The organism is Streptomyces capillispiralis, assembly GCF_007829875.1.
GTDB lineage: Bacteria > Actinomycetota > Actinomycetes > Streptomycetales > Streptomycetaceae > Streptomyces > Streptomyces capillispiralis.
This window is the reverse complement of record NZ_VIWV01000001.1, coordinates 1483070-1501594: the sequence shown is the minus strand read 5'-3', so window position 1 is coordinate 1501594 and position 18525 is coordinate 1483070. Positions and strand designations below refer to the sequence as shown.

16 protein-coding genes are annotated in these 18525 nt (G+C 74.2%); 4 read left to right on the top strand and 12 right to left on the bottom strand.

Annotated features, from left to right (window positions below):
* Window position 1 precedes the first annotated feature (1 nt).
* The 3 genes from FHX78_RS06000 to FHX78_RS05995 all read right to left on the bottom strand — a co-directional run bounded on the left by FHX78_RS06000 (window position 2) and on the right by FHX78_RS05995 (window position 1558).
* Window positions 2-925 carry a polysaccharide pyruvyl transferase family protein gene (locus FHX78_RS06000; protein WP_145866428.1) on the bottom strand — a complete coding sequence of 308 codons (924 nt, stop codon included), beginning with the start codon at window positions 923-925 and terminating at the stop codon, window positions 2-4.
* Window positions 926-986: 61 nt separating this feature from the next.
* Entirely contained in the window at window positions 987-1160 is a 174-nt protein-coding gene (locus FHX78_RS36690; RefSeq protein ID WP_167531697.1) for a hypothetical protein, read from the bottom strand.
* A gap of 38 nt (window positions 1161-1198) precedes the next feature.
* Window positions 1199-1558, bottom strand: coding sequence for a hypothetical protein (locus FHX78_RS05995; protein ID WP_229924001.1), 360 nt, complete (start codon window positions 1556-1558; stop codon window positions 1199-1201).
* 242 nt (window positions 1559-1800) lie between these two features.
* Between FHX78_RS05995 and FHX78_RS05990 the strand changes: the two genes are divergently transcribed.
* Window positions 1801-2919 carry a winged helix DNA-binding domain-containing protein gene (locus tag FHX78_RS05990; RefSeq protein ID WP_145866427.1) on the top strand — a complete coding sequence of 373 codons (1119 nt, stop codon included), beginning with the start codon at window positions 1801-1803 and terminating at the stop codon, window positions 2917-2919.
* 103 nt (window positions 2920-3022) lie between these two features.
* Here the strand turns inward: FHX78_RS05990 and FHX78_RS05985 are convergent, their stop codons facing one another.
* From FHX78_RS05985 to FHX78_RS05975, 3 genes are all read right to left on the bottom strand, one after another.
* Window positions 3023-3814 carry a S1 family peptidase gene (locus FHX78_RS05985; RefSeq protein ID WP_145866426.1) on the bottom strand — a complete coding sequence of 264 codons (792 nt, stop codon included), beginning with the start codon at window positions 3812-3814 and terminating at the stop codon, window positions 3023-3025.
* 201 nt (window positions 3815-4015) lie between these two features.
* The gene (locus FHX78_RS05980; protein WP_145866425.1) at window positions 4016-6826 is read right to left on the bottom strand and encodes an ATP-binding protein; all 2811 of its coding nucleotides are present in this window, start codon (window positions 6824-6826) and stop codon (window positions 4016-4018) included.
* A gap of 155 nt (window positions 6827-6981) precedes the next feature.
* Window positions 6982-7818: a helix-turn-helix transcriptional regulator gene (locus FHX78_RS05975; RefSeq protein ID WP_145871694.1), complete on the bottom strand. Its 837-nt coding sequence runs from the start codon at window positions 7816-7818 to the stop codon at window positions 6982-6984.
* Between the two features lie 142 nt (window positions 7819-7960).
* Between FHX78_RS05975 and FHX78_RS05970 the strand changes: the two genes are divergently transcribed.
* Both FHX78_RS05970 and FHX78_RS05965 read left to right on the top strand, forming a co-directional pair.
* Window positions 7961-9634, top strand: coding sequence for an AMP-binding protein (locus FHX78_RS05970; protein WP_145866424.1), 1674 nt, complete (start codon window positions 7961-7963; stop codon window positions 9632-9634).
* A complete protein-coding gene (locus FHX78_RS05965; protein WP_145866423.1) occupies window positions 9631-11244 on the top strand; it encodes an AMP-binding protein in 1614 nt (537 codons plus the stop codon). Before FHX78_RS05970 ends, FHX78_RS05965 begins: the two co-directional genes overlap by 4 nt.
* A gap of 82 nt (window positions 11245-11326) precedes the next feature.
* Here the strand turns inward: FHX78_RS05965 and FHX78_RS05960 are convergent, their stop codons facing one another.
* Window positions 11327-11995: a hypothetical protein gene (locus FHX78_RS05960; RefSeq protein ID WP_145866422.1), complete on the bottom strand. Its 669-nt coding sequence runs from the start codon at window positions 11993-11995 to the stop codon at window positions 11327-11329.
* Window positions 11996-12206: 211 nt separating this feature from the next.
* Here FHX78_RS05960 and gcl point away from each other — a divergent pair, with 211 nt between their 5' ends.
* Window positions 12207-13991, top strand: a complete 1785-nt coding sequence (gene gcl, locus FHX78_RS05955) for a glyoxylate carboligase (protein WP_145866421.1) — start codon at window positions 12207-12209, stop codon at window positions 13989-13991.
* A gap of 66 nt (window positions 13992-14057) precedes the next feature.
* Here the strand turns inward: gcl and FHX78_RS05950 are convergent, their stop codons facing one another.
* From FHX78_RS05950 to FHX78_RS05930, 5 genes are all read right to left on the bottom strand, one after another.
* Complete coding sequence (locus FHX78_RS05950) at window positions 14058-14762, bottom strand: TIGR04222 domain-containing membrane protein (RefSeq protein WP_145866420.1); 705 nt, start codon at window positions 14760-14762, stop codon at window positions 14058-14060.
* Window positions 14763-14923: 161 nt separating this feature from the next.
* The gene (locus tag FHX78_RS05945) at window positions 14924-15160 is read right to left on the bottom strand and encodes a hypothetical protein (protein WP_145866419.1); all 237 of its coding nucleotides are present in this window, start codon (window positions 15158-15160) and stop codon (window positions 14924-14926) included.
* Between the two features lie 525 nt (window positions 15161-15685).
* Window positions 15686-16579, bottom strand: coding sequence for a 2-hydroxy-3-oxopropionate reductase (locus FHX78_RS05940; RefSeq protein WP_145866418.1), 894 nt, complete (start codon window positions 16577-16579; stop codon window positions 15686-15688).
* Window positions 16580-16611: 32 nt separating this feature from the next.
* Complete coding sequence (locus tag FHX78_RS05935; RefSeq protein WP_145866417.1) at window positions 16612-17442, bottom strand: TIM barrel protein; 831 nt, start codon at window positions 17440-17442, stop codon at window positions 16612-16614.
* 149 nt (window positions 17443-17591) lie between these two features.
* Complete coding sequence (locus tag FHX78_RS05930; RefSeq protein WP_145866416.1) at window positions 17592-18500, bottom strand: hypothetical protein; 909 nt, start codon at window positions 18498-18500, stop codon at window positions 17592-17594.
* Window positions 18501-18525 lie beyond the last annotated feature (25 nt).

Genomic DNA, 18525 nt, shown 5'->3' with positions numbered 1-18525 from the left:
GCTAACCGGCGCGCGGCGTGAGCAGTTCCACCAGCCGGTCCGCGCCGTCCGGCGCCCGGCCCTCCCGGAACGCGTCGCGGGCCTGCCGTGCCGCCACCCGGCCCGAGGTCAGGCACCAGTCCCACCACCGCTCCAGCCGGCGCTCGTCCACCTGCTCGGCGGCCAGCAGCGCGGGCCAGCCGCAGGCGCGGGCCTGCGCGGTCACCTTGGCGCCGCCCGCCACCGGGTCCACCGCCAGCACCGGCGTGCCGACCCGCAGCGCGAGCACCAGCCCGTGCAGCCGGTCGGTGACGACGAGGTCCAGCCGGGCCAGCACCGACTGCACCTGTGCCGGCGTCGCGCTCAGGTGCCAGTCCCGGGTGTCCAGCCGGGTCTCCAGCTCCAGCCGCGCACAGTCCTTGCCGGCCAGCCAGCGCGTCACACGGTCCGCCACCTGCGCGTGCCGCCGCAGCGGCCCGTACTCCTGCTGGCCGTGGGTGAGGATCACCCCGACCACGGGCCGCGCGGGCACCGCCGGGGCGCGGGCCGCCAGGTCCTCGGTCGGCTCGCCGCCGGGGGCGTCCCGCGCCAGCACGCGGTGGAAGCCGGTCACGGCCGCACCGCCGGGGTCGATCACCGACGTCCCCACGGCGATCCGTACGCAGTGCGCGAAACGCCGGTGCAACTCCTCGACCTGCGGCCCGTGCAGCGGGCCGCACACGAACACCAGATGGGAGTAGTCGCCGGGCCGCACCTCGTCGAAGTGCAGCGCCCGCGGCCGGAAGCCCGGGCTCCAGACGACGTCGTAGGCCATCCCGGCCGCCCGCAGGACCTCCTCCACCCGGAGCAGGGCCAGCACGTCCCCGGCGGTCGCCTCCCCGTCGCGGAAGCTGAACCACCCGGTCAGCAGGACCCGCCGCGGTCCCGCGCTCCGTCGTCCGTACACAGTCGCACCGAGTGCCCCCGCCGACGGAGGGCAATCGGCACGGCCGCGGCCCGTCCGGGGCTCAGCGGGGCGCCGGCCGCGGACGGGGCCGGGTGCCGGTGCCGGCCAGGGCCTGCCGGGCCTCGTCGAGGGTCCGCTCGGACACCTCGCGCGCTTCGGCGACGACGTCACCGCGTTCGCGCACCAGGCTGTCGTAGACCGGCAGGTGCTCGTCGGAGGAGAGGGGCGAGGTCACGGGGCTGGTCCTTCGTGGGGGAGTCGTTCCGGGCGCGGTCATGCGCGGTTCAGCCGTGCGGCGATTCCGTGACCGACGGCCAGGTAAATGAGTGCGGGCAGACCATGGTTGAGGAGAACGCGAAGGCCTTCTGTGTCCATGGTGAAAATGTCCTGTGACCACCAGGACAGAATGTCCGCGGTATCCCGCACGAATTCGACGAAGACATTCGCTTCATTGGCCCCGAGCAGATGGAGCGCGATCCACAGGATCAGGAAGCCGGCCGCGACGTCGGCGAGGGTCTGGACGGTCAGTGCGGTCCTCCGGGCGGTGGACTCGCGCCGCTCGTGGCGGTAGGGGTCGGGTGCGGGCCGGTCGTCGTGGACGTACTGCCCGGGTGTCGGGTCGATATGGCTCACGGGAATCCAATCTGGCGTGCGTGAATCGCGGGCCGTTCACGGGCCCCGTAGACGTCAGCGTTTATCGGCCGTCGCAGTGTTACTCGCCCGCGCGGGATGTCCCGAATATGGGCAGGTATTCGGGAAGGTGGCCACATGGGTGTGCGCGGTATTCCATGTGCCGACGACCACCCCTCGGTGCGGTGGACTTCGCGGCGGCATCGCGGACAGGAATTGACCGCGACGGCGGCTAGCGTGCCGGTATGACGAAGACCAAGCGGAGCGTCACACGGGCCCCCGCCGCCGTGCTGGGCACCAGGGCGCTGAACCGCGCCACCCTCGAACGGCAGCTGCTGCTGCGCCGCTCGCCGATGTCCGCCGAGGACGCGGTCGCGCACCTGGTCGGCCTCCAGGCGCAGAACGTCAAGCCGCCCTACTACGCGCTCGCCGCCCGCCTCGACGGCTTCACGCCCGAGGCGCTGTCCCGGCCGATGGCCGACCGCGACGTCGTCCGCATCGTCACCCTGCGCTCGACCGTCCACACCCACACCGCCCACGACTGCCTCACCCTGCGGCCCCTGGTGCAGCCCGCCCGGGACCGCGAACTCACCGCGTTCCGCAAGGGACTCACCGGCGTCGACCTGGACCGGCTCGCCGCCCTCGCCCGCGAACTGGTCGAGGCCGAGCCGCGCACCATGAAGCAGCTGCGCGAGGCCCTGCTGCGGGAGTGGCCCGACGCCGACCCGCAGGCCCTCTCCGTCGCCGCCCGCTGCAAGCTGCCCCTCGTGCAGATCACCCCGCGCGGGCTGTGGGGGCGGAGCGGCCAGGTCACGCTGACCACCGCGGAGCGCTGGCTGGGCCGGCCGGCGCAGCCGGCGCCCGCGCCGGAGGAGGCCGTGCTGCGCTACCTCGCCGCCTTCGGTCCCGCCTCCGTGAAGGACATGCAGACCTGGGCCGGGCTGACCCGGCTGCGGGAGGTCTTCGAGCGCCTGCGGCCCCAGCTGGTCACCTTCCGCGACACGCACGGCGCCGAACTCTTCGACCTGCCGGACGCGCCCCGCCCCGACCCGGACACCCCGGCCCCGCCGCGCTTCCTGCCCGAGTTCGACAACCTGCTGCTCTCCCACGCCGACCGCACCCGCGTCGTACCGCCCGAGTACCGGGGCCGCACCTGGCAGGGCAACCTCGCCCACCGCGCCCTCCTCGCCGACGGGTTCCTGGCGGGGCTGTGGCGGCTGGAGGAACACGCCCTCGTCGTCGAGCCGTTCGGCCGGCCCTCCCAGGGGCAGTGGGAGGAGATCACCGCCGAGGGCGAGCGGATGCTGCGGGTGCTGCACCCGGGGACGGCGTACGACATCCGCCGCGGGACGGTGCGGGGGTGACCCGGACGGTCACATGGAGAGGGGGCGCTGCGGGCTGCTCGTGGAAGCCCGCAACGCCCCCTGGTACATCACCTGAGGGTCACTCAGGAAGCCGTGCCCGCGCCTAGCCGTTGACCTGCGCCGTGACCTGCGCGGAGAAGGTGGTCAGCCGGGTGTAGACGCCCGGGTAGCCGGCCGCCGCGCACCCGTCGCCCCAGGAGGTGATCCCGGCGAGGCGGCCGCCGATCAGCAGCGGGCCGCCGCTGTCGCCCTGGCAGGTGTCCACACCGCCGGAGGTGTAGCCGGCGCACACCATGTCGCTCTGCACGAACCGGGAGCCGTAGGAGGTGCGGCAGCTGCTGTCGGAGACCGTCGGCACGGTCGCGGTGCGTAGCTGGTTGGAGGAGCTGCCGCCCGAGGAGGTGGTGCCCCAGCCGAGGATGCGGGCGGTGGTGCCGGCCGCGTACACCGAGGTGTCCGTGGACGACACGTACCCGGCCGGGGTGTACGGCATCGACGACGACAGCGTCAGCACCGCCACGTCGTCGCCCCGGGTGGCGCTGGTGTAGTCCGGGTGGATCCATATCCGGCTGACGCCGGCGACGGTGCCGTTGGTGCCGTTGCGGTAGGTGCGCCCGCCGACGACCCGCACACTGCCGGTGGTCTCGCCGACCATGCAGTGCGCGGCCGTGACGACCTTGGTGGGGGAGACCAGGGTGCCGCCGCAGAACTGGTTCTGCGAGGCGTCGGTGATCTGCATCATGAACGGGTACGACGACGTCGTGGTCGTCGTACCGCCGACGATCGGCTGCGGAGCGGCGGCGGCGGAGGGCGCGGTGAGCAGCGCGGTCGCGGCGGCGGCAGCGGCGGCCGCGCCGACGGCGGCGGCCTTCTTGGCACGGGTGAGCCCGAACATGGGTCTCCTCACGGGACGGCCGGTGGGGGTTCGCACGGGGTGGGGGTCGAGCACGAGGGCCGGGGAGTGGTCCTCGTGTGCCCGGCGAGCGGCACGTGAAGAAAGCTACGACCGGGAACCGGAGCCTCCCAATGAGGGAACCCCCTAGGTGAGTTGGGCAGGGAAAACCCTCGGTCCACCCGGACCGGCCCCGCTCGGGGGTCAGTTGGAGCGGCGGCCCGCCGCCAGTCGGACGATGTCGACCCGGGAACGGATCCCCAGTTTGCGGTACACCCGGGTGAGGGTCGCCTCGACGGTCTTCACGCTGATGAACAGACGGCCGGCGATCTCCCGGTTGGTGGCGCCCTCCATCACCAGCGCGGCGACCTGGCGCTCCATCGAGGCCAGCCCGTCCAGGGCGGCGGGGGTGGCGGCGGGCACGGCCTCCGCCACCGTGGGCCCGGCGGCCACGGCCTCGTCGACCTGGCGCAGCCAGGGCAGCGCACGGCACCGCCGGAACAGCCGGGCCGCCTCGTCGTACGCCGCCGGACCCGGCGTCCGGGCGCGCAGCCGGGCCAGCGCGAACGCGGCCCGCGCCTCCTCCAGGCCGTGGCCCAGTGCGCCGAGCCGGTCCTGCGCCGACCGCAACTGGGCCTGCGCCGCCTGGTGTTCACCGCGCGCGGCGCGCACCAGCGCCTCCGCCCGGTCCAGCGTGGCCAGCACGCTCGCGCGGTCCAGGCGCAGCGCGTGCCCGCGGGTGACGTCGATGAGTTCCTGCGCCTCGCCGGGCTCGCCGATCCGCACCAGCGCCTCGGCGAGATCGCCGTGCCAGCGGCCCCGCGCCGGGTCGCTGATGCCCATGGAGTGCTCCAGCTCCCGCACCCGGCGCAGCGACCGGACCGCGGCGGCCGCGTCCCCGGCGACCAGCTGGGCGTAGCCGAGGGCCGCCAGGGCCAGGGACAGGTACAGCTGGTCGCCGTCCACCTCCGCGTGGTCGGCGGCCTCCCGGGCCAGGGCCAGCGCCCGGTCCACGTCCCCGCCCGAGGCCTCCGCGAAGGAGGCGAGCATGGCCGAGGCGCTCTCCCCGATCCCGGAGTCCCGGGCCAGCCGCAGGCTCTCGCGGGTCAGGTCCAGGGCCCGGCCGCAGTGCCCGGAGCGCAGTTCGGTGTCGGCCAGCATGCGCAGGAAGTGCACCTCGCTCTCGACCATGCCGCGCCGCCGGGCCTCCCGCAGCAGCGCGGTCACGGCCGTACGGGCCTCGGGCAGCCGGTCGCTCATCAGCAGCCAGCGGAACCTGGCCATCGCGGCGCCGTTGTGATGGCTCGCCACGTCCGGGTCCTGGGGTTCCTGGAGGGCGCGTCCGATGGTGGCGGGGGCGTCCGGGTGGCCCATCAGGGTCTCGGTGGAGGCCTGGAAGGCCAGGGCCAGCAGCTCGGTGCGCCGGTCCGCGCCCCGCGCGGCCAGCTCCGCCGCGTGCGCGGCCTCCTGGCGTGCCTTGCCGAAGTCGCCGTCGACCACCACTTCCCGCCAGGCCAGCTGGTAGTGGACCAGGGCCAGCAGCCGGGGGTCGTCACCGGCGTCGGCCAGCACCTGCGGGAAGACGGCGTCGACCTCGCCGAGCGCCTGCCCGGCCGCCTCGATGACCACCATCCACGCCCGCACCCGCTCCGTCGGCACCGTCGCCCGGGTCAGCACCTCTCGGGCGATGTCCCGCGCCAGGTCGGCCTCCCCGGCGGTGATCGCGTCCTCGGCGGCCTGGAGCCGCCGCTCGTCCGGGCCGGGCGCGCTGTCGGCGGGGGTGTGCCGGGCGGCGAGCAGCCCGAGCGAGGCGGCGACCGACGGCGCCCCCCGGTCCCGGGCCAGCGCGGCGGCCTCGGCGAGCCGGGCCGCCACCTCCGGGTCGGTGCCGGTGGTCGCCAGGGCCAGGTGCCGGGCCCGCTCGATGGGGTCGGAAGCGGCCGTGGACAGGGCGGTGTGCACCGCCCGCCGCTCCTGCGCCGGGGCCTCCGCGTACAGGGCCGCCGAGATCAGCGGATGCGCGAAGCGCAGCGCCGGCTCCTCCGGGTCCGTCGCCAGCAGGCCCAGGGCGGCGGCCTGGGCCGTCTCCGCCTCGGCGTCGTCCCGGCCGGCCGCGTGCAGCAGCGCCAGGGTGGGGCGGGCACCCGCGCTGGCCACCAGCAGGGTGCGGCGCGCCTCGTCCGACAGCATCTCCAGACGGCTGAGCACCAGGGCCCGCAGCGAGGTCGGCACCGGCAGCGGCTCGCCCGGGCGGGGCCGGGCGGGGCTCTCGGCGAGGGCACGGCCCAGTTCGAGCGCGAAGAGCGGGTTGCCGCCGCTGGTGCGGTGGATGTCCCGGGCCGTGGAGCGGGACAGGCCGGTGTAGCCCCGGTGGTCGAGCAGGGCGGAGACCTGGGTGCGGGAGAACGGGCCCAGCCGCACGGCGACGGTGTCCGGCGGGCAGGCCCGCAGATGGCGGTCGTACTCCTGGCCCTCCGTGCGCACCGCGCACACCATCTGCACCGGGGTGTCGCCGAGCCGCCGGGCCGCGAAGCCGAGGAGTTCGGCGCTGGCGGAGTCCAGCCACTGAAGGTCGTCGGCGACCACGAGGACCGGCCCCTCGGCGGCCAGCGCGCGCAGCGTCGACAGCACCGCGAGGCGCAGCGCCAGCCCGTCCCGCTGGAGGGTGGACTCACCGCGCCCGGTGAGCGCCGACTCCAGCGCCGTGCGCTGGGCGGCGGGCAGCCGCGCGGACACCTTGTCGAGGACCAGGCCGAACAGATCGGCCAGCGCCAGGAACGGCAGATGGGATTCGGACTCCGTGGCCGAGCAGCGCAACACCGTCCGTGCCGCACCGGCGTTTTCCGCCGCAAGTGCCCGCAGCACGGTCGATTTACCTATTCCGGCAGGGCCGTGGAGCAGCACGCTGCCCCCGCGGGCGAGCTGCTCCCGGGCGTCGGCGAACAGCTCGTCCCGGCCGATGACCAGGTCGGGGCGGCTCCTGGCAGGCTCCTTGAAGTCCCGTCGCACGGTCACCGCTCCCCTCCGTGTGGCGTGTCCTGGCCAATATTAGGCAACAGGTTCCTTAATTCCGGGCGGACGGTGTAGTGAGGCAAATTACAGCGAGCGGGGCAAGAGTAAATACAAAGCCATACCGGAGGTAATGGCCCCGCCCGGAAAACACCGCAAACCTACGGCAACCACCCCTCCCGGCGGGCCGCGACCACCGCCTGCCCCCGCGTGCGCACCCCCAGCTTCCGCATCGCCGACCGCAGATACGCCTTGACGGTCTCCGCCGTCACGCCCAGCCGTTCGGCGGCCACCGCGTTCGTCGCCCCCTCCGCCACACAGGCGAGCACGTCCACCTCCCGGGGCGCGAGCCGCACCGCCGTGGACGGCGCGGCGGCATCCCCGGTGAGCAGGGCACACGCCTGGAGCAGCTCGGCCCGCAGCGCGGGGTCCGTGATACGCGGGGCCAGCGCCCGCAGCGCCGCATGCGCCTCGCGCACCTGCTCCCGGGCGGCCCCGGACGCCGCGCCGGGCCGCTCCGGGCGCGGCCGGGCCGCCGCCAGCAGTTCCGCCGCCTCCTCCCGCGCCACCAGCGCCTGCTCCACGTCCCGCGCCGCCTGCACCGCCTCGCCGAGGGTGCGGTCACCGAGCGGCTGGGCGGCGCGCAGAGCGCCGTAGAGCACGGCCCGCACCCGCCGCCGTACGACCACCGGCACCGCCACGACGGAGCGCAGGCCCTCGGCGGCGACCGGCACGTCGTACTCGTGGCTGATCTGCCGGGAGACGGAGTAGTCCGTCACCGCGCACGGCCGGGCGAGCGTCAGCGCCTTGCCGCCCAGACCGTTGCCCGGGGTCACCGCGAGCGCGCTCAGCGCCGGGGTCGCGGTGCCGCTCAGCTCGCTGATGCGCACCTGCCGCCGCCCGGCGTCCACCAGTCCGCCGAAGGCGACCGGCAGCCCCGTCGCGCGCCGCAGCCGGGCCAGTGCCCCGCGGATGTCCACCGCGTCGACGGCCCCCATCGGATCGGCTGTCACCTGTTCGCCCCCTTCACCACTACCTCCGCGCGGGCGCACACCCCCGTTCGGGGGTAGTGAGACGCGCATCACGGATTACACGATGAGGATGAGCCGCCCGGCAATGGTCCGGCACCGAGGAGGACAGATGACGACGGCGACAGAAGAGTTCCGCAGGGCCCGGGACTTCCTGCTGGAACACCGCGAGGACTACGCCACCGCCTACCGGGACTTCGCCTGGCCCCGCCCCGAGAGGTTCAACTGGGCGCTCGACTGGTTCGACGTGATCGCGGACGGCAACGACCGCACCGCGCTGCACCTCGTCGAGGAGGACGGCGACGAGACCCGGCTGTCCTTCGCCGCGCTGGCCCGCCGCTCCGACCGGGTCGCCAACTGGCTGCGCGGGCGGGGCGTGGCCGCCGAGGACCGGGTGCTGGTCATGCTCGGCAACCAGGCCGAGCTGTGGGAGACCGCCCTGGCGGCGATGAAGCTGCGGGCCGTGGTCATCCCGGCCACCCCGCTGCTCGGCCCCGCCGACCTGCGCGACCGCGTCGGCCGGGGCCGCGTCCGCCATGTGATCGCGCGCGCCGCCGACACCGCGAAGTTCGACGAGGTGCCCGGCGACTACACCCGTATCGCGGTGGGGGAGGGGGCCGGCGGGAGCTGGCAGCCGTACGCGGACGCGTACGGCGCCGCCGAGCACTTCGCGCCCGACGGCCCCACCCACGCCGACGACCCGCTGATGCTGTACTTCACCTCGGGCACCACCGCCCGCCCCAAGCTGGTCGAGCACACCCACACCTCGTACCCGGTCGGGCACCTGGCCACCATGTACTGGATCGGCCTGCGCCCCGGCGACGTGCACCTCAACATCTCCTCGCCCGGCTGGGCCAAGCACGCCTGGTCCAACCTGTTCGCCCCGTGGAACGCCGAGGCGACCGTCTTCCTGCACAACTACACCCGCTTCGACGCGCCCCGGCTGATGGCCGAGATGGACAAGGCCGGCGTCACCACCTTCTGCGCCCCGCCGACCGTGTGGCGCATGCTCATCCAGTCCGACCTGGGCCGGCTGCGCACCCCGCCCCGCGAGGTCGTCGCCGCCGGGGAGCCGCTCAACCCCGAGGTCATCGAGCAGGTCCGGCGGGCCTGGGGCGTGACGATCCGGGACGGCTTCGGCCAGACCGAGACCGCCGTGCAGGTCTCCAACAGCCCCGGACAGGTCCTGAAGACCGGCTCCATGGGCCGCCCCAGCCCCGGCTACCGCGTCGTCCTGCTCGACCCGGTCTCCGGCGCGCCCGGTGCCGCCGAGGGAGAGATCGCGCTCGACCTGTCCGAGCGCCCGGTCGGCCTGATGACCGGCTACCACGGCGACCCCGACCGCACGGCGGAGGCGATGGCCGGCGGCCACTACCGCACCGGCGACATCGGAGCCTGGGACGAGGACGGGTACCTGACCTACGTCGGGCGGAGCGACGACGTCTTCAAGGCGTCCGACTACAAGATCTCCCCCTTCGAGCTGGAGAGCGCCCTGCTGGAGCACGAGGCGGTGGCCGAGGCGGCCGTGGTGCCCGCGCCGGACGAGCTGCGGCTGGCCGTGCCCAAGGCGTACGTCGTGCTGGCGCGGGGCTGGGAGCCGGGACCGGACACCGCGAAGGTGCTCTTCGAGCACTCCCGCGACACCCTCGCCCCCTACAAGCGGATCCGCCGCCTGGAGTTCGGCGAGCTCCCCAAGACCGTCTCCGGCAAGATCCGCCGCGTCGAACTGCGCGAGGCCACGGCCGCCGGTTCCGGCGACGAGTACCGCGAGGAGGACTTCCGGTGACCGCAGCACTCTCGTACAGCCACGGCACCAGTACGACCCCGCTGCTCGGGGACACCATCGGCGCCAACCTGCACCGCGCGGTCGCCGCGTGGCCCGCCCGCGAGGCCCTGGTCGACGTGCCGTCCGGGCGGCGCTGGACCTACGCCGAGTTCGGCGCCGCCGTCGACGAGGTGGCACGCGGACTGCTGGCGAAGGGCGTCACGACCGGCGACCGGGTCGGCATCTGGGCCGTCAACTGCCCCGAGTGGGTGCTGGTGCAGTACGCCACCGCCCGCATCGGCGCCGTCATGGTGAACATCAACCCGGCCTACCGGGCGCACGAGCTGGAGTACGTGCTCCAGCAGTCCGGCGTCTCCCTGCTGGTCGCCTCGCTCGCCCACAAGGGCAGCGACTACCGGGCGCTGGTGGACCGGGTGCGCGGAGCCTGCCCCGGCCTGCGGGAGACCGTCTACATCGGCGACCCCTCCTGGGACGCGCTGACCGGGGGCGCGGCCACCGTGCCGCCGGAGCGACTCGACGCCATCGCGGCCACCCTGAGCTGCGACGACCCGGTCAACATCCAGTACACCTCGGGCACCACGGGCTTCCCCAAGGGGGCCACGCTCTCCCACCACAACATCCTCAACAACGGCTACTGGGTGGGCCGCACCGTCGGCTACACCGAGCAGGACCGGATCTGCCTGCCGGTGCCCTTCTACCACTGCTTCGGCATGGTCATGGGCAACCTGGCGGCCACCTCGCACGGCGCCTGCATCGTCATCCCCGCCCCCTCCTTCGAGCCGGGGGCCACCCTGGACGCCGTCCAGCGGGAGCGCTGCACCTCGCTGTACGGGGTGCCCACCATGTTCATCGCCGAGCTGGGCCTGCCCGGCTTCGGGGCGTACGACCTCACCTCGCTGCGCACGGGCATCATGGCGGGCTCGCCGTGCCCGGTGGAGGTGATGAAGCGGGTGGTCGCGGAGATGCACATGGAGCAGGTCTCCATCTGCTACGGCATGACCGAGACCTCCCCGGTCTCCCTGCAGACCCGCATGGACGACGACCTGGAGCACCGCACGGGCACCGTCGGCCGGGTCCTGCCGCACATCGAGGTCAAGGTCGTCGACCCGGCCACCGGCGTGACCCAGCCGCGCGGCACGGCCGGCGAGCTGTGCACCCGCGGCTACAGCGTGATGCTCGGCTACTGGAACGAGCCCGCGAAGACCGCCGAGGCCGTCGACGCGGGCCGCTGGATGCACACCGGCGACCTGGCGGTGATGCGGGACGACGGATACGTGGAGATCGTCGGCCGGATCAAGGACATGATCATCAGGGGCGGGGAGAACATCTACCCGCGCGAGATCGAGGAGTTCCTGTACGCCCACCCGAAGATCGCCGACGTGCAGGTCGTCGGCGTGCCGCACGAGCGCTACGGCGAGGAGGTGCTGGCCTGTGTCGTCCCGCGTGATCCGGCCGACCCGCTCAGCCTGGAGGAGCTGCGCGCCTTCTGCGCGGACCGGCTGGCCCACTACAAGATCCCGACCCGGCTGCACCTCCTCGACGCCTTCCCGATGACGGTGTCGGGCAAGGTGCGCAAGGTGGAACTGCGGGAGCGGTACGCGACGGGCTAGCACTCCGGAGTTCACCGGGGGCGGCGGGACGGATGCGCGTCCGCCGGGTGTCGGGCGCCGCGGCGGGCGCGTCGCCGGGTTCTCAGGCCCCGTCGGCGTCCAGCGCCTCGGCGGGCCCGTTCACCGGGCGCGGGGTGCCGGCGGGGTCGAGCAGGAACAGCGGGACGCCGAGGGCGTCGGCACGGCCCACGGCCTCCTCGGCGTACCCGGTGACGGAGAAGTACAGGCCCGCCGCGGACTCCGACAGCGCCGTCAGCCACAGGCACTCCACGTCGCGCGGTGTCGCAGGACGCGCCGACGGGTCGACATGGGCGAGCACGCCGCGGCCGGCCAGACCGATGCCGGACGGGGGGAGCCGGCCGGCGCGGCGGACGTCCTGGTGGCCGAGCCGGCGCAGATACAGCACGGTGGCCGTGACCGCGTCCCGTGCGGTGCGGACCGGCACGGTGTGCGGGGCGGGGCGCTCGTCCGGGCCGGGGACGGACGCCCGTGGGCCGGCTACCGGGATCCTCAGCACCGTCCCGCACGGGCAGCCCAGTTCCGGCCGCGGCCACTCGCCGTCCAGTCCGCAGCTCCCGCACCGCAGGGAGATCCACTCGTCCTGCCAGGAGCGCGGGCCGGCGGGACGGGGCACGCCGTCCGGGTCCGGCACGGGGGCGACGGGCGCGCCGCAGGCGCAGGGGTACGACGGTGCCGTGTAGCGGTGCGCGCGACGACAGTCCGGACAGCGCACCGGCACGCTCTCGGGCATGGCCCACTCCCGGAGGGACGGGTTCTCAAGGGTGCCCCCATCGTCCGCCACGGACCCGCCGCGCGTCCGGCACTTGCCCCTCTCTTGACGGGCTTCGACGACCGCACCTACATTCATTCCAGATCGTAGAAGTTGTTTTCCATCATACGGAAGAAGCTCACCGCGGGGCGCGACGGGAGTGCGAATCCGGCAGCCGAAGCAGGAGTACTCGATGGCTCGAATGACCGCTGCCCGCGCGGCAGTCGAAATCCTGAAGCGGGAGGGCGTCACCGACGCGTTCGGTGTCCCCGGCGCGGCGATCAACCCCTTCTACGCGGCGCTCAAGGCCTCCGGCGGTATCACCCACACCCTCGCCCGCCACGTGGAGGGCGCCTCCCACATGGCCGAGGGCTACACCCGCACCCACCCGGGCAACATCGGGGTCTGCGTCGGCACCTCGGGGCCGGCCGGCACCGACATGATCACCGGGCTGTACTCCGCGACCGGCGACTCGATCCCGATCCTGTGCGTCACCGGCCAGGCCCCGACCGCGGTGATCCACAAGGAGGACTTCCAGGCCGTCGACATCGCCTCCATCGCGAAACCGGTCACCAAGATGGCGGTGACCGTCCTGGAGGCCGCGCAGGTCCCCGGCGTCTTCCAGAAGGCCTTCCACCTGATGCGCTCCGGGCGCCCCGGCCCCGTCCTGGTCGACCTGCCGGTCGACGTGCAGATGACGGAGATCGAGTTCGACCCGGACACCTACGAGCCGCTGCCGGTCTACCGGCCGGCCGCGTCCCGCGCGCAGATCGAGAAGGCGATCGGCATGCTCAACGCCGCCGCACGCCCGCTGATCGTCGCGGGCGGCGGAGTCGTCAACGCCGACGCGGCCGGACTGCTCGTCCGGTTCGCCGAGGTGACCGGCACCCCGGTCGTGCCGACGCTGATGGGCTGGGGCGTCATCCCCGACGACCACGAACTCAACGCCGGCATGGTCGGCCTCCAGACCTCGCACCGCTACGGCAACGCGACCTTCCTGGAGTCCGACTTCGTCCTCGGCATCGGCAACCGCTGGGCCAACCGCCACACCGGGAGGCTCGACGTCTACACGGCCGGGCGGACGTTCGTCCACGTCGACATCGAACCCACCCAGATCGGCAGGATCTTCGCCCCCGACTACGGCATCGCCTCCGACGCGCACGCCGCGCTGGAGCTGTTCGTCGAGGTCGCCGAGGAGATGAAGGCCGCGGGGGCCCTGCCCGACCGCTCCGCCTGGGCCGCCGCCGCACAGGAGAAGCGGGCCACCCTCCAGCGCCGTACGCACTTCGACGACGTCCCGATCAAACCGCAGCGGGTCTACGAGGAGATGAACAAGGCCTTCGGCCCCGAGACCCGGTACGTCTCCACCATCGGCCTCTCGCAGATCGCCGGCGCGCAGCTGCTGCACGTCTACCGGCCGCGCCACTGGATCAACTGCGGCCAGGCAGGACCGCTCGGCTGGACCGTCCCCGCCGCGCTCGGGGTGGCGAAGGCCGACCCCGGGGCGCAGGTCGTCGCCCTCTCCGGCGACTACGACTTCCAGTTCATGATCGAGGAGCTGGCGGTCGGGGCGCAGCACCGGATCCCGTACGTCCATGTCCTGGTCAACAACGCGTACCTGGGGCTGATCCGGCAGGCGCAGCGGGCGTTCGACATCGACTTCCAGGTGAAGCTGGAGTTCGAGAACGTCAACGCCCCCGAACTCGGCCCGTACGGCGTCGACCACGTGAAGGTCGCCGAGGGCCTCGGCTGCAAGGCGATCCGGGTGACCGACCCGAACGAACTGGGCGCGGCCCTGGAGCGGGCCAAGAAGCTCGCGGCCGAGTTCCGGGTGCCGGTGGTCGTCGAGGCGATCCTGGAGCGCGTCACCAACATCTCCATGTCGGTGACCAACGACATCGGCGACGTCGTGGAGTTCGAGGAGCTCGCCACGGAGCCGGGGCACGCCCCGACGTCGATCAGGACGCTCAAGGTCTGACGCACCCGCGTACCCGCGCACCGGTGGGGGCGGCCCGCCCGGGGGGACGGGCCGCCCCCACCGCGCTCAGTCCGAGCCGCCCCCTCCGCCGCAGCCGCCTCCGCCCCCACCGCTTCCGCAGTACAGGTGGCCGCCGTAGGAACCGCCGTAGGTGCCGTCGCCCCGCCGGCCGCGGAGCAGGCCCCTGTCCCTGAGCGGCACCCGGTCGGTCAGCCCCGCCCGCAGGGCGAAGCGCGGGACGAGGACGCGCAGGGCGGCTTCGCCGTGCAGGGCGACGGCCAGCAGCTTGTCGCGGTCCGGCATGCCCTGCCGGCTCGCGGGCAGCGGGAACGCCTTGCGCAGGAGCTTGAGCCGGCGGCGGGCGGCGGTGGTCGGCCCCAGCAGCAGCGGGTACCGCAGCATCCCGGCCTCCGCGAGCCCGACCCGCACCTCGGCCACCGCCCAGCGCACGTCCGGGTGCCGGACCAGCTCCCGCAGGTCCGACGGCTCGACGAGGCAGGCGTGCACCGCGCTCTCCAGGTACCGCGCCCTGCGCTCGCCGTCGACGGCCTCCGCCCGCCCGGGCGCGTCCAGCGGCACCCCCGGCCGGGGGAGCGCGGGCAGGGCCCGGGCCGCCTCCCCGTCGACCGCCAGGATCGTGCCGGGCGCGCCCGCCTCGACCGCGCCCCGCAGGTGCAGCGCGACGACGGCGACCGTCACCGCGGCGTGCGGACCACCGCCCAGCAGGGCGATCTCGTGCGGCGTCCCCCGGACACCCGCGCCGGCGCTCATGGCATGACACCCCCTGAGGCGGGGCCCGCCGCCCCCGTGCCGGCGGGCCCCGTGTGCGAGGAGTGTGCCCGCCGGCGGGGGTGTCCGAAGCCTCCCGGGCCGCCTTCTGAGGTTCATTTGAGGGTGCCGTAGCCGGACTACGGCCGATGCCGTAGCGCCGGTCAGGTCTCGTGGTGCTCCGACAGTCCCGGCCAGTCGTCGGGGCCGCCGCCCTGCCACTCGATGAGGTCGGTCCCCTCCACGTCGGTGACGTACAGGTCGGCCAGCCGCAGGATCTCGCCCACGTCGTCGACGTGCGTGGCGATGCCCAGCGTCTCGTCGCCGGAGGTGACCCGCCGGGAGCCGTCCAGGGCGGGGGAGTGCACCACGATGTGCGGATGCTCCGTGGGATGTGCCATGCCCCCAGGCTGCTGCGCACGGAGCGGATCCGCACTCCGGACGCCGGGAACGCCCGGACACGGGAAGCGCCCGGAAGCCGGAAGCACGCGGTCACCGGAAAGCGCCCGGATGCGGGGATGGCCCCGGCACCGGGAGCACCCGGACACCGGAAAGCGCCCGGATGCGGGACCGTCCGCATCCGGGCGCCGTGCAGGCCGGGGCTCGGGGCCGCGGCGGGTGCGACGGTCCGCGGGCTCCTCCCCTCAGGTCGAGGAGGAGTCCCGCGGCCTTCACCACCGCACTGGCTCGCCACGCCGCCGCGGCGCCCTCGCCCCGCCCGCGGTGCCCGTACGGCAGCCGTCCCGGCCGTAGGCGGCCGCCGCGGGCCGCGCGCACGACCCCCGACCTCCCGTCGGGGGCCGCACGCGAGTCAACACTCTGTTGAACGGGTGGGCAGGATGGGTCCCGGGCGGCGCCGCCGCCTTGGGCGCGACAGGACAGATGTCGGCGCCGGCACCGCCCGGGGTCTCGGGGTGGGGCGGGGCTCAGACCCGGGCGCCGGACAGACGCTCGACCCCGCGCAGCAGGGCGGAGTGGTCCAGGCCGCCGTCGCCCTGGGCCCGCAGGCTCGCGACCAGTTGCGCGACCACCGCGCCGACGGGCAGGGCCGCGCCGACGGTGCGGGCGGCGTCCGTGACGATGCCCATGTCCTTGTGGTGCAGGTCGACGCGGAAGCCCGGCGTGAAGTCCCGGTTCAGGAAGGCGCCTTTCTTGCGGGTCAGCACGGTCGAACCGGCCAGGCCGCCGTTCAGCACGTCCAGGGCCGCCGCCAGGTCCACGCCGGACCTCTCCAGGAAGACCACGGCCTCGGCGCACGCCTGGATGTTCACGGCGACGATCAGCTGGTTGGCGGCCTTCACGGTCTGGCCGGAGCCGTGCGGGCCGCACCGCACGATCGTCTTCCCCAGCGCCTCGAAGAGCGGCCTGGCCTCGTCGAAGTCGGCCTGATCACCGCCGGCCATGATGGACAGCACCGCCTCGACGGCGCCCGCCTCGCCACCCGACACCGGGGCGTCGAGCACCCGGATGCCCTTGTCCCGTGCGGCGACGGCCAGATCGACCGAGGTCTGCGGGGTGATCGAGGACATGTCGATCAGCAGGGCCCCGGACCGGGCGTTCTCCAGGATGCCGTCGGGGCCGTAGGCGATGGCCTCGACCTGCGGGGACGCCGGGACCATGGTGATGATCACGTCCGCGTCCCGCACCGCCTCGGCGAGGGAGCGGGCGGCGGTGCCGCCGGCGGCGGTCAGCCGGTCCAGCTTCTCCTGCTCCAGGGTGTAGCCGGTGACGTCGTACCCCGCCTTGATCAGGTTCTCGGACATGGGGGAGCCCATGATGCCGAGGCCGATCCAGGAGACCTTGGGGAGGTTGTTGCTCATGGTGAGGGTGCCTCTCGGTGCGGGGGTGGTGGTCAGCGGGCCTCGCGGGGCAGCCAGTCGAAGGCCTCGGCGCTCGGGCGGTCGCCGGGCTTGTACTCCAGGCCGACCCAGCCGGCGTATCCGGCCTCGCGGAGCCGGTCGAGCAGGTCCTCCAGCGGGAGGGAGCCGGTGCCCGGGGCGCCGCGGCCGGGACGGTCGGCGATCTGCACATGGCCGGTCCTCGCGGCGAACCGCTCGATGACCCGCGGCAGGTCCTCGCCGTTCATGGCCAGGTGGTAGAGGTCCATCAGGAAGCGGGCGTTGTCCAGCCCGGTGGCGGCGTTCACCTGGTCGACGACGTCCACGGCGGCCGGCGCCGACACCAGCGGGTACCGGGGGGACTCGGTCCGGTTCAGCGCCTCGACCAGCAGGACGGCGCCGATCCGGTCGGCGGCCCGGGCCGCGAGGGCCAGGTTCTCCAGCGCGAGCGCGTCCTGCTCGGCCGGGTCCACGCCGTCGATCCGGTTGCCGTACAGCGCGTTGAGGGCCCCGCAGCCGAGGGACTCGGCGAAAGCGGCGGCCACGTCGATGTTGGCGCGGAACCGCTCCGACTCCTCGCCGGGCACGGACAGCGCGCCGCGGTCGGGGCCGGGCAGCCGTCCGGCGTAGAAGTTCAGCCCGGTGAGCCGTACGCCCGCGTCCTCGATCGCCCCGCGCAGGGCGTCCAGCTCGGACCGCCCGGGGGTGGGGGACTCGACCCAGGGCCACCACAGCTCGACCGCGCCGAAGCCGGCCGCGGCGGCGGCCGCCGGGCGCTCCAGGAGCGGCAGCTCCGTGAAGAGGATCGACAGATTGACGTTGTAGCGCTGGTCGGCGAATCCCATCGGGTCGCGCCCCTCCCAGTGATTCCGTATTGCGGAAGTTTGTTTCTGCGTACTGGAAGATTGCCCGGGAGGAGAAGGGGCTGTCAAGAGCGGCCACGAAAAAGCGCCCCCGCGCGGGGGCGCGGGGGCGTGCCGGTGGGGAGGACTGCTCACAGCGCGTCGACGGCGCTCACCTTCCACCCCTGCGACGTGCGGCTGAGCGTCATCCGGACCCGGTTCAGATCCAGCCGGGGCCCGGTGACCTGGGTGCTCTCGGTGACCTGGTTGACGAAGAGCAGCACCACGACCCGGTCCGGCGCGGCGGACACCACGGACGCGGCGGGGGCACCGCCGGGCGGCGCCACGACCGTCGCCTTCACCGTGCCCCTGTACTTCGCCGCGGTCGGGGCGACCACGGTCTTCGTGGTCCTGCGGTACTCCTCGCGGAAGTCCCCGGTCAGCTGGGCCAGGGCCCGGGAGAAGTCCCGGTCCAGGTGCCGGTGGTCGTACGACAGCACCACCGGCGCCGCCTCGCGCGCGGCGGCCAGCGCCTCGTCCCGCGCCGCCTCCGTCCGCCGGGCGTCGCGGTAGTGCAGGCCGAGCACGGCCACCGCGACCAGGCCGGCCACCAGGAGCAGCGCCAGGAGCGCGGCGTACAGCCCGCGCCGCGGCCGGACGCCCTGTCCCGGCCGCCGCGCGGGGGAGCCGGCCGGCTCGGCGGGGTCCTCCGCCCGGGGCTCGTCCTCGTCGGGGGCCGGGGACGGCTCGGGCGGGTCGTCCCAGCCGTCGGGGGGCTCGATCACCACGGTGCGGCCGGACAGCGGGTCGGCGGGCGGGCCGTCGGCCGGCGAGCCGTCACCGTCCGTCCCCGTCCGCCGCGCAGGCTCGGTGCGCTCGGGGCGACGGGTGGGCACCGCAGTACGTCCGGTGCGCTCCGTGCCTCCGGTGCGCTCCGCGCCTCCCGTACGTTCCCCGCCTTCCGTACGTTCCGTGCGCTTGGCCGCGGCGCGGGCGGCGGCGGCCAGGGTGCGGCGGGCGGGCGTGCCGGCGCCGCGCACCCGGGTGCTCGGGTTGCTCATGGTCCTGCTCCTCGGTGTGTCGCGG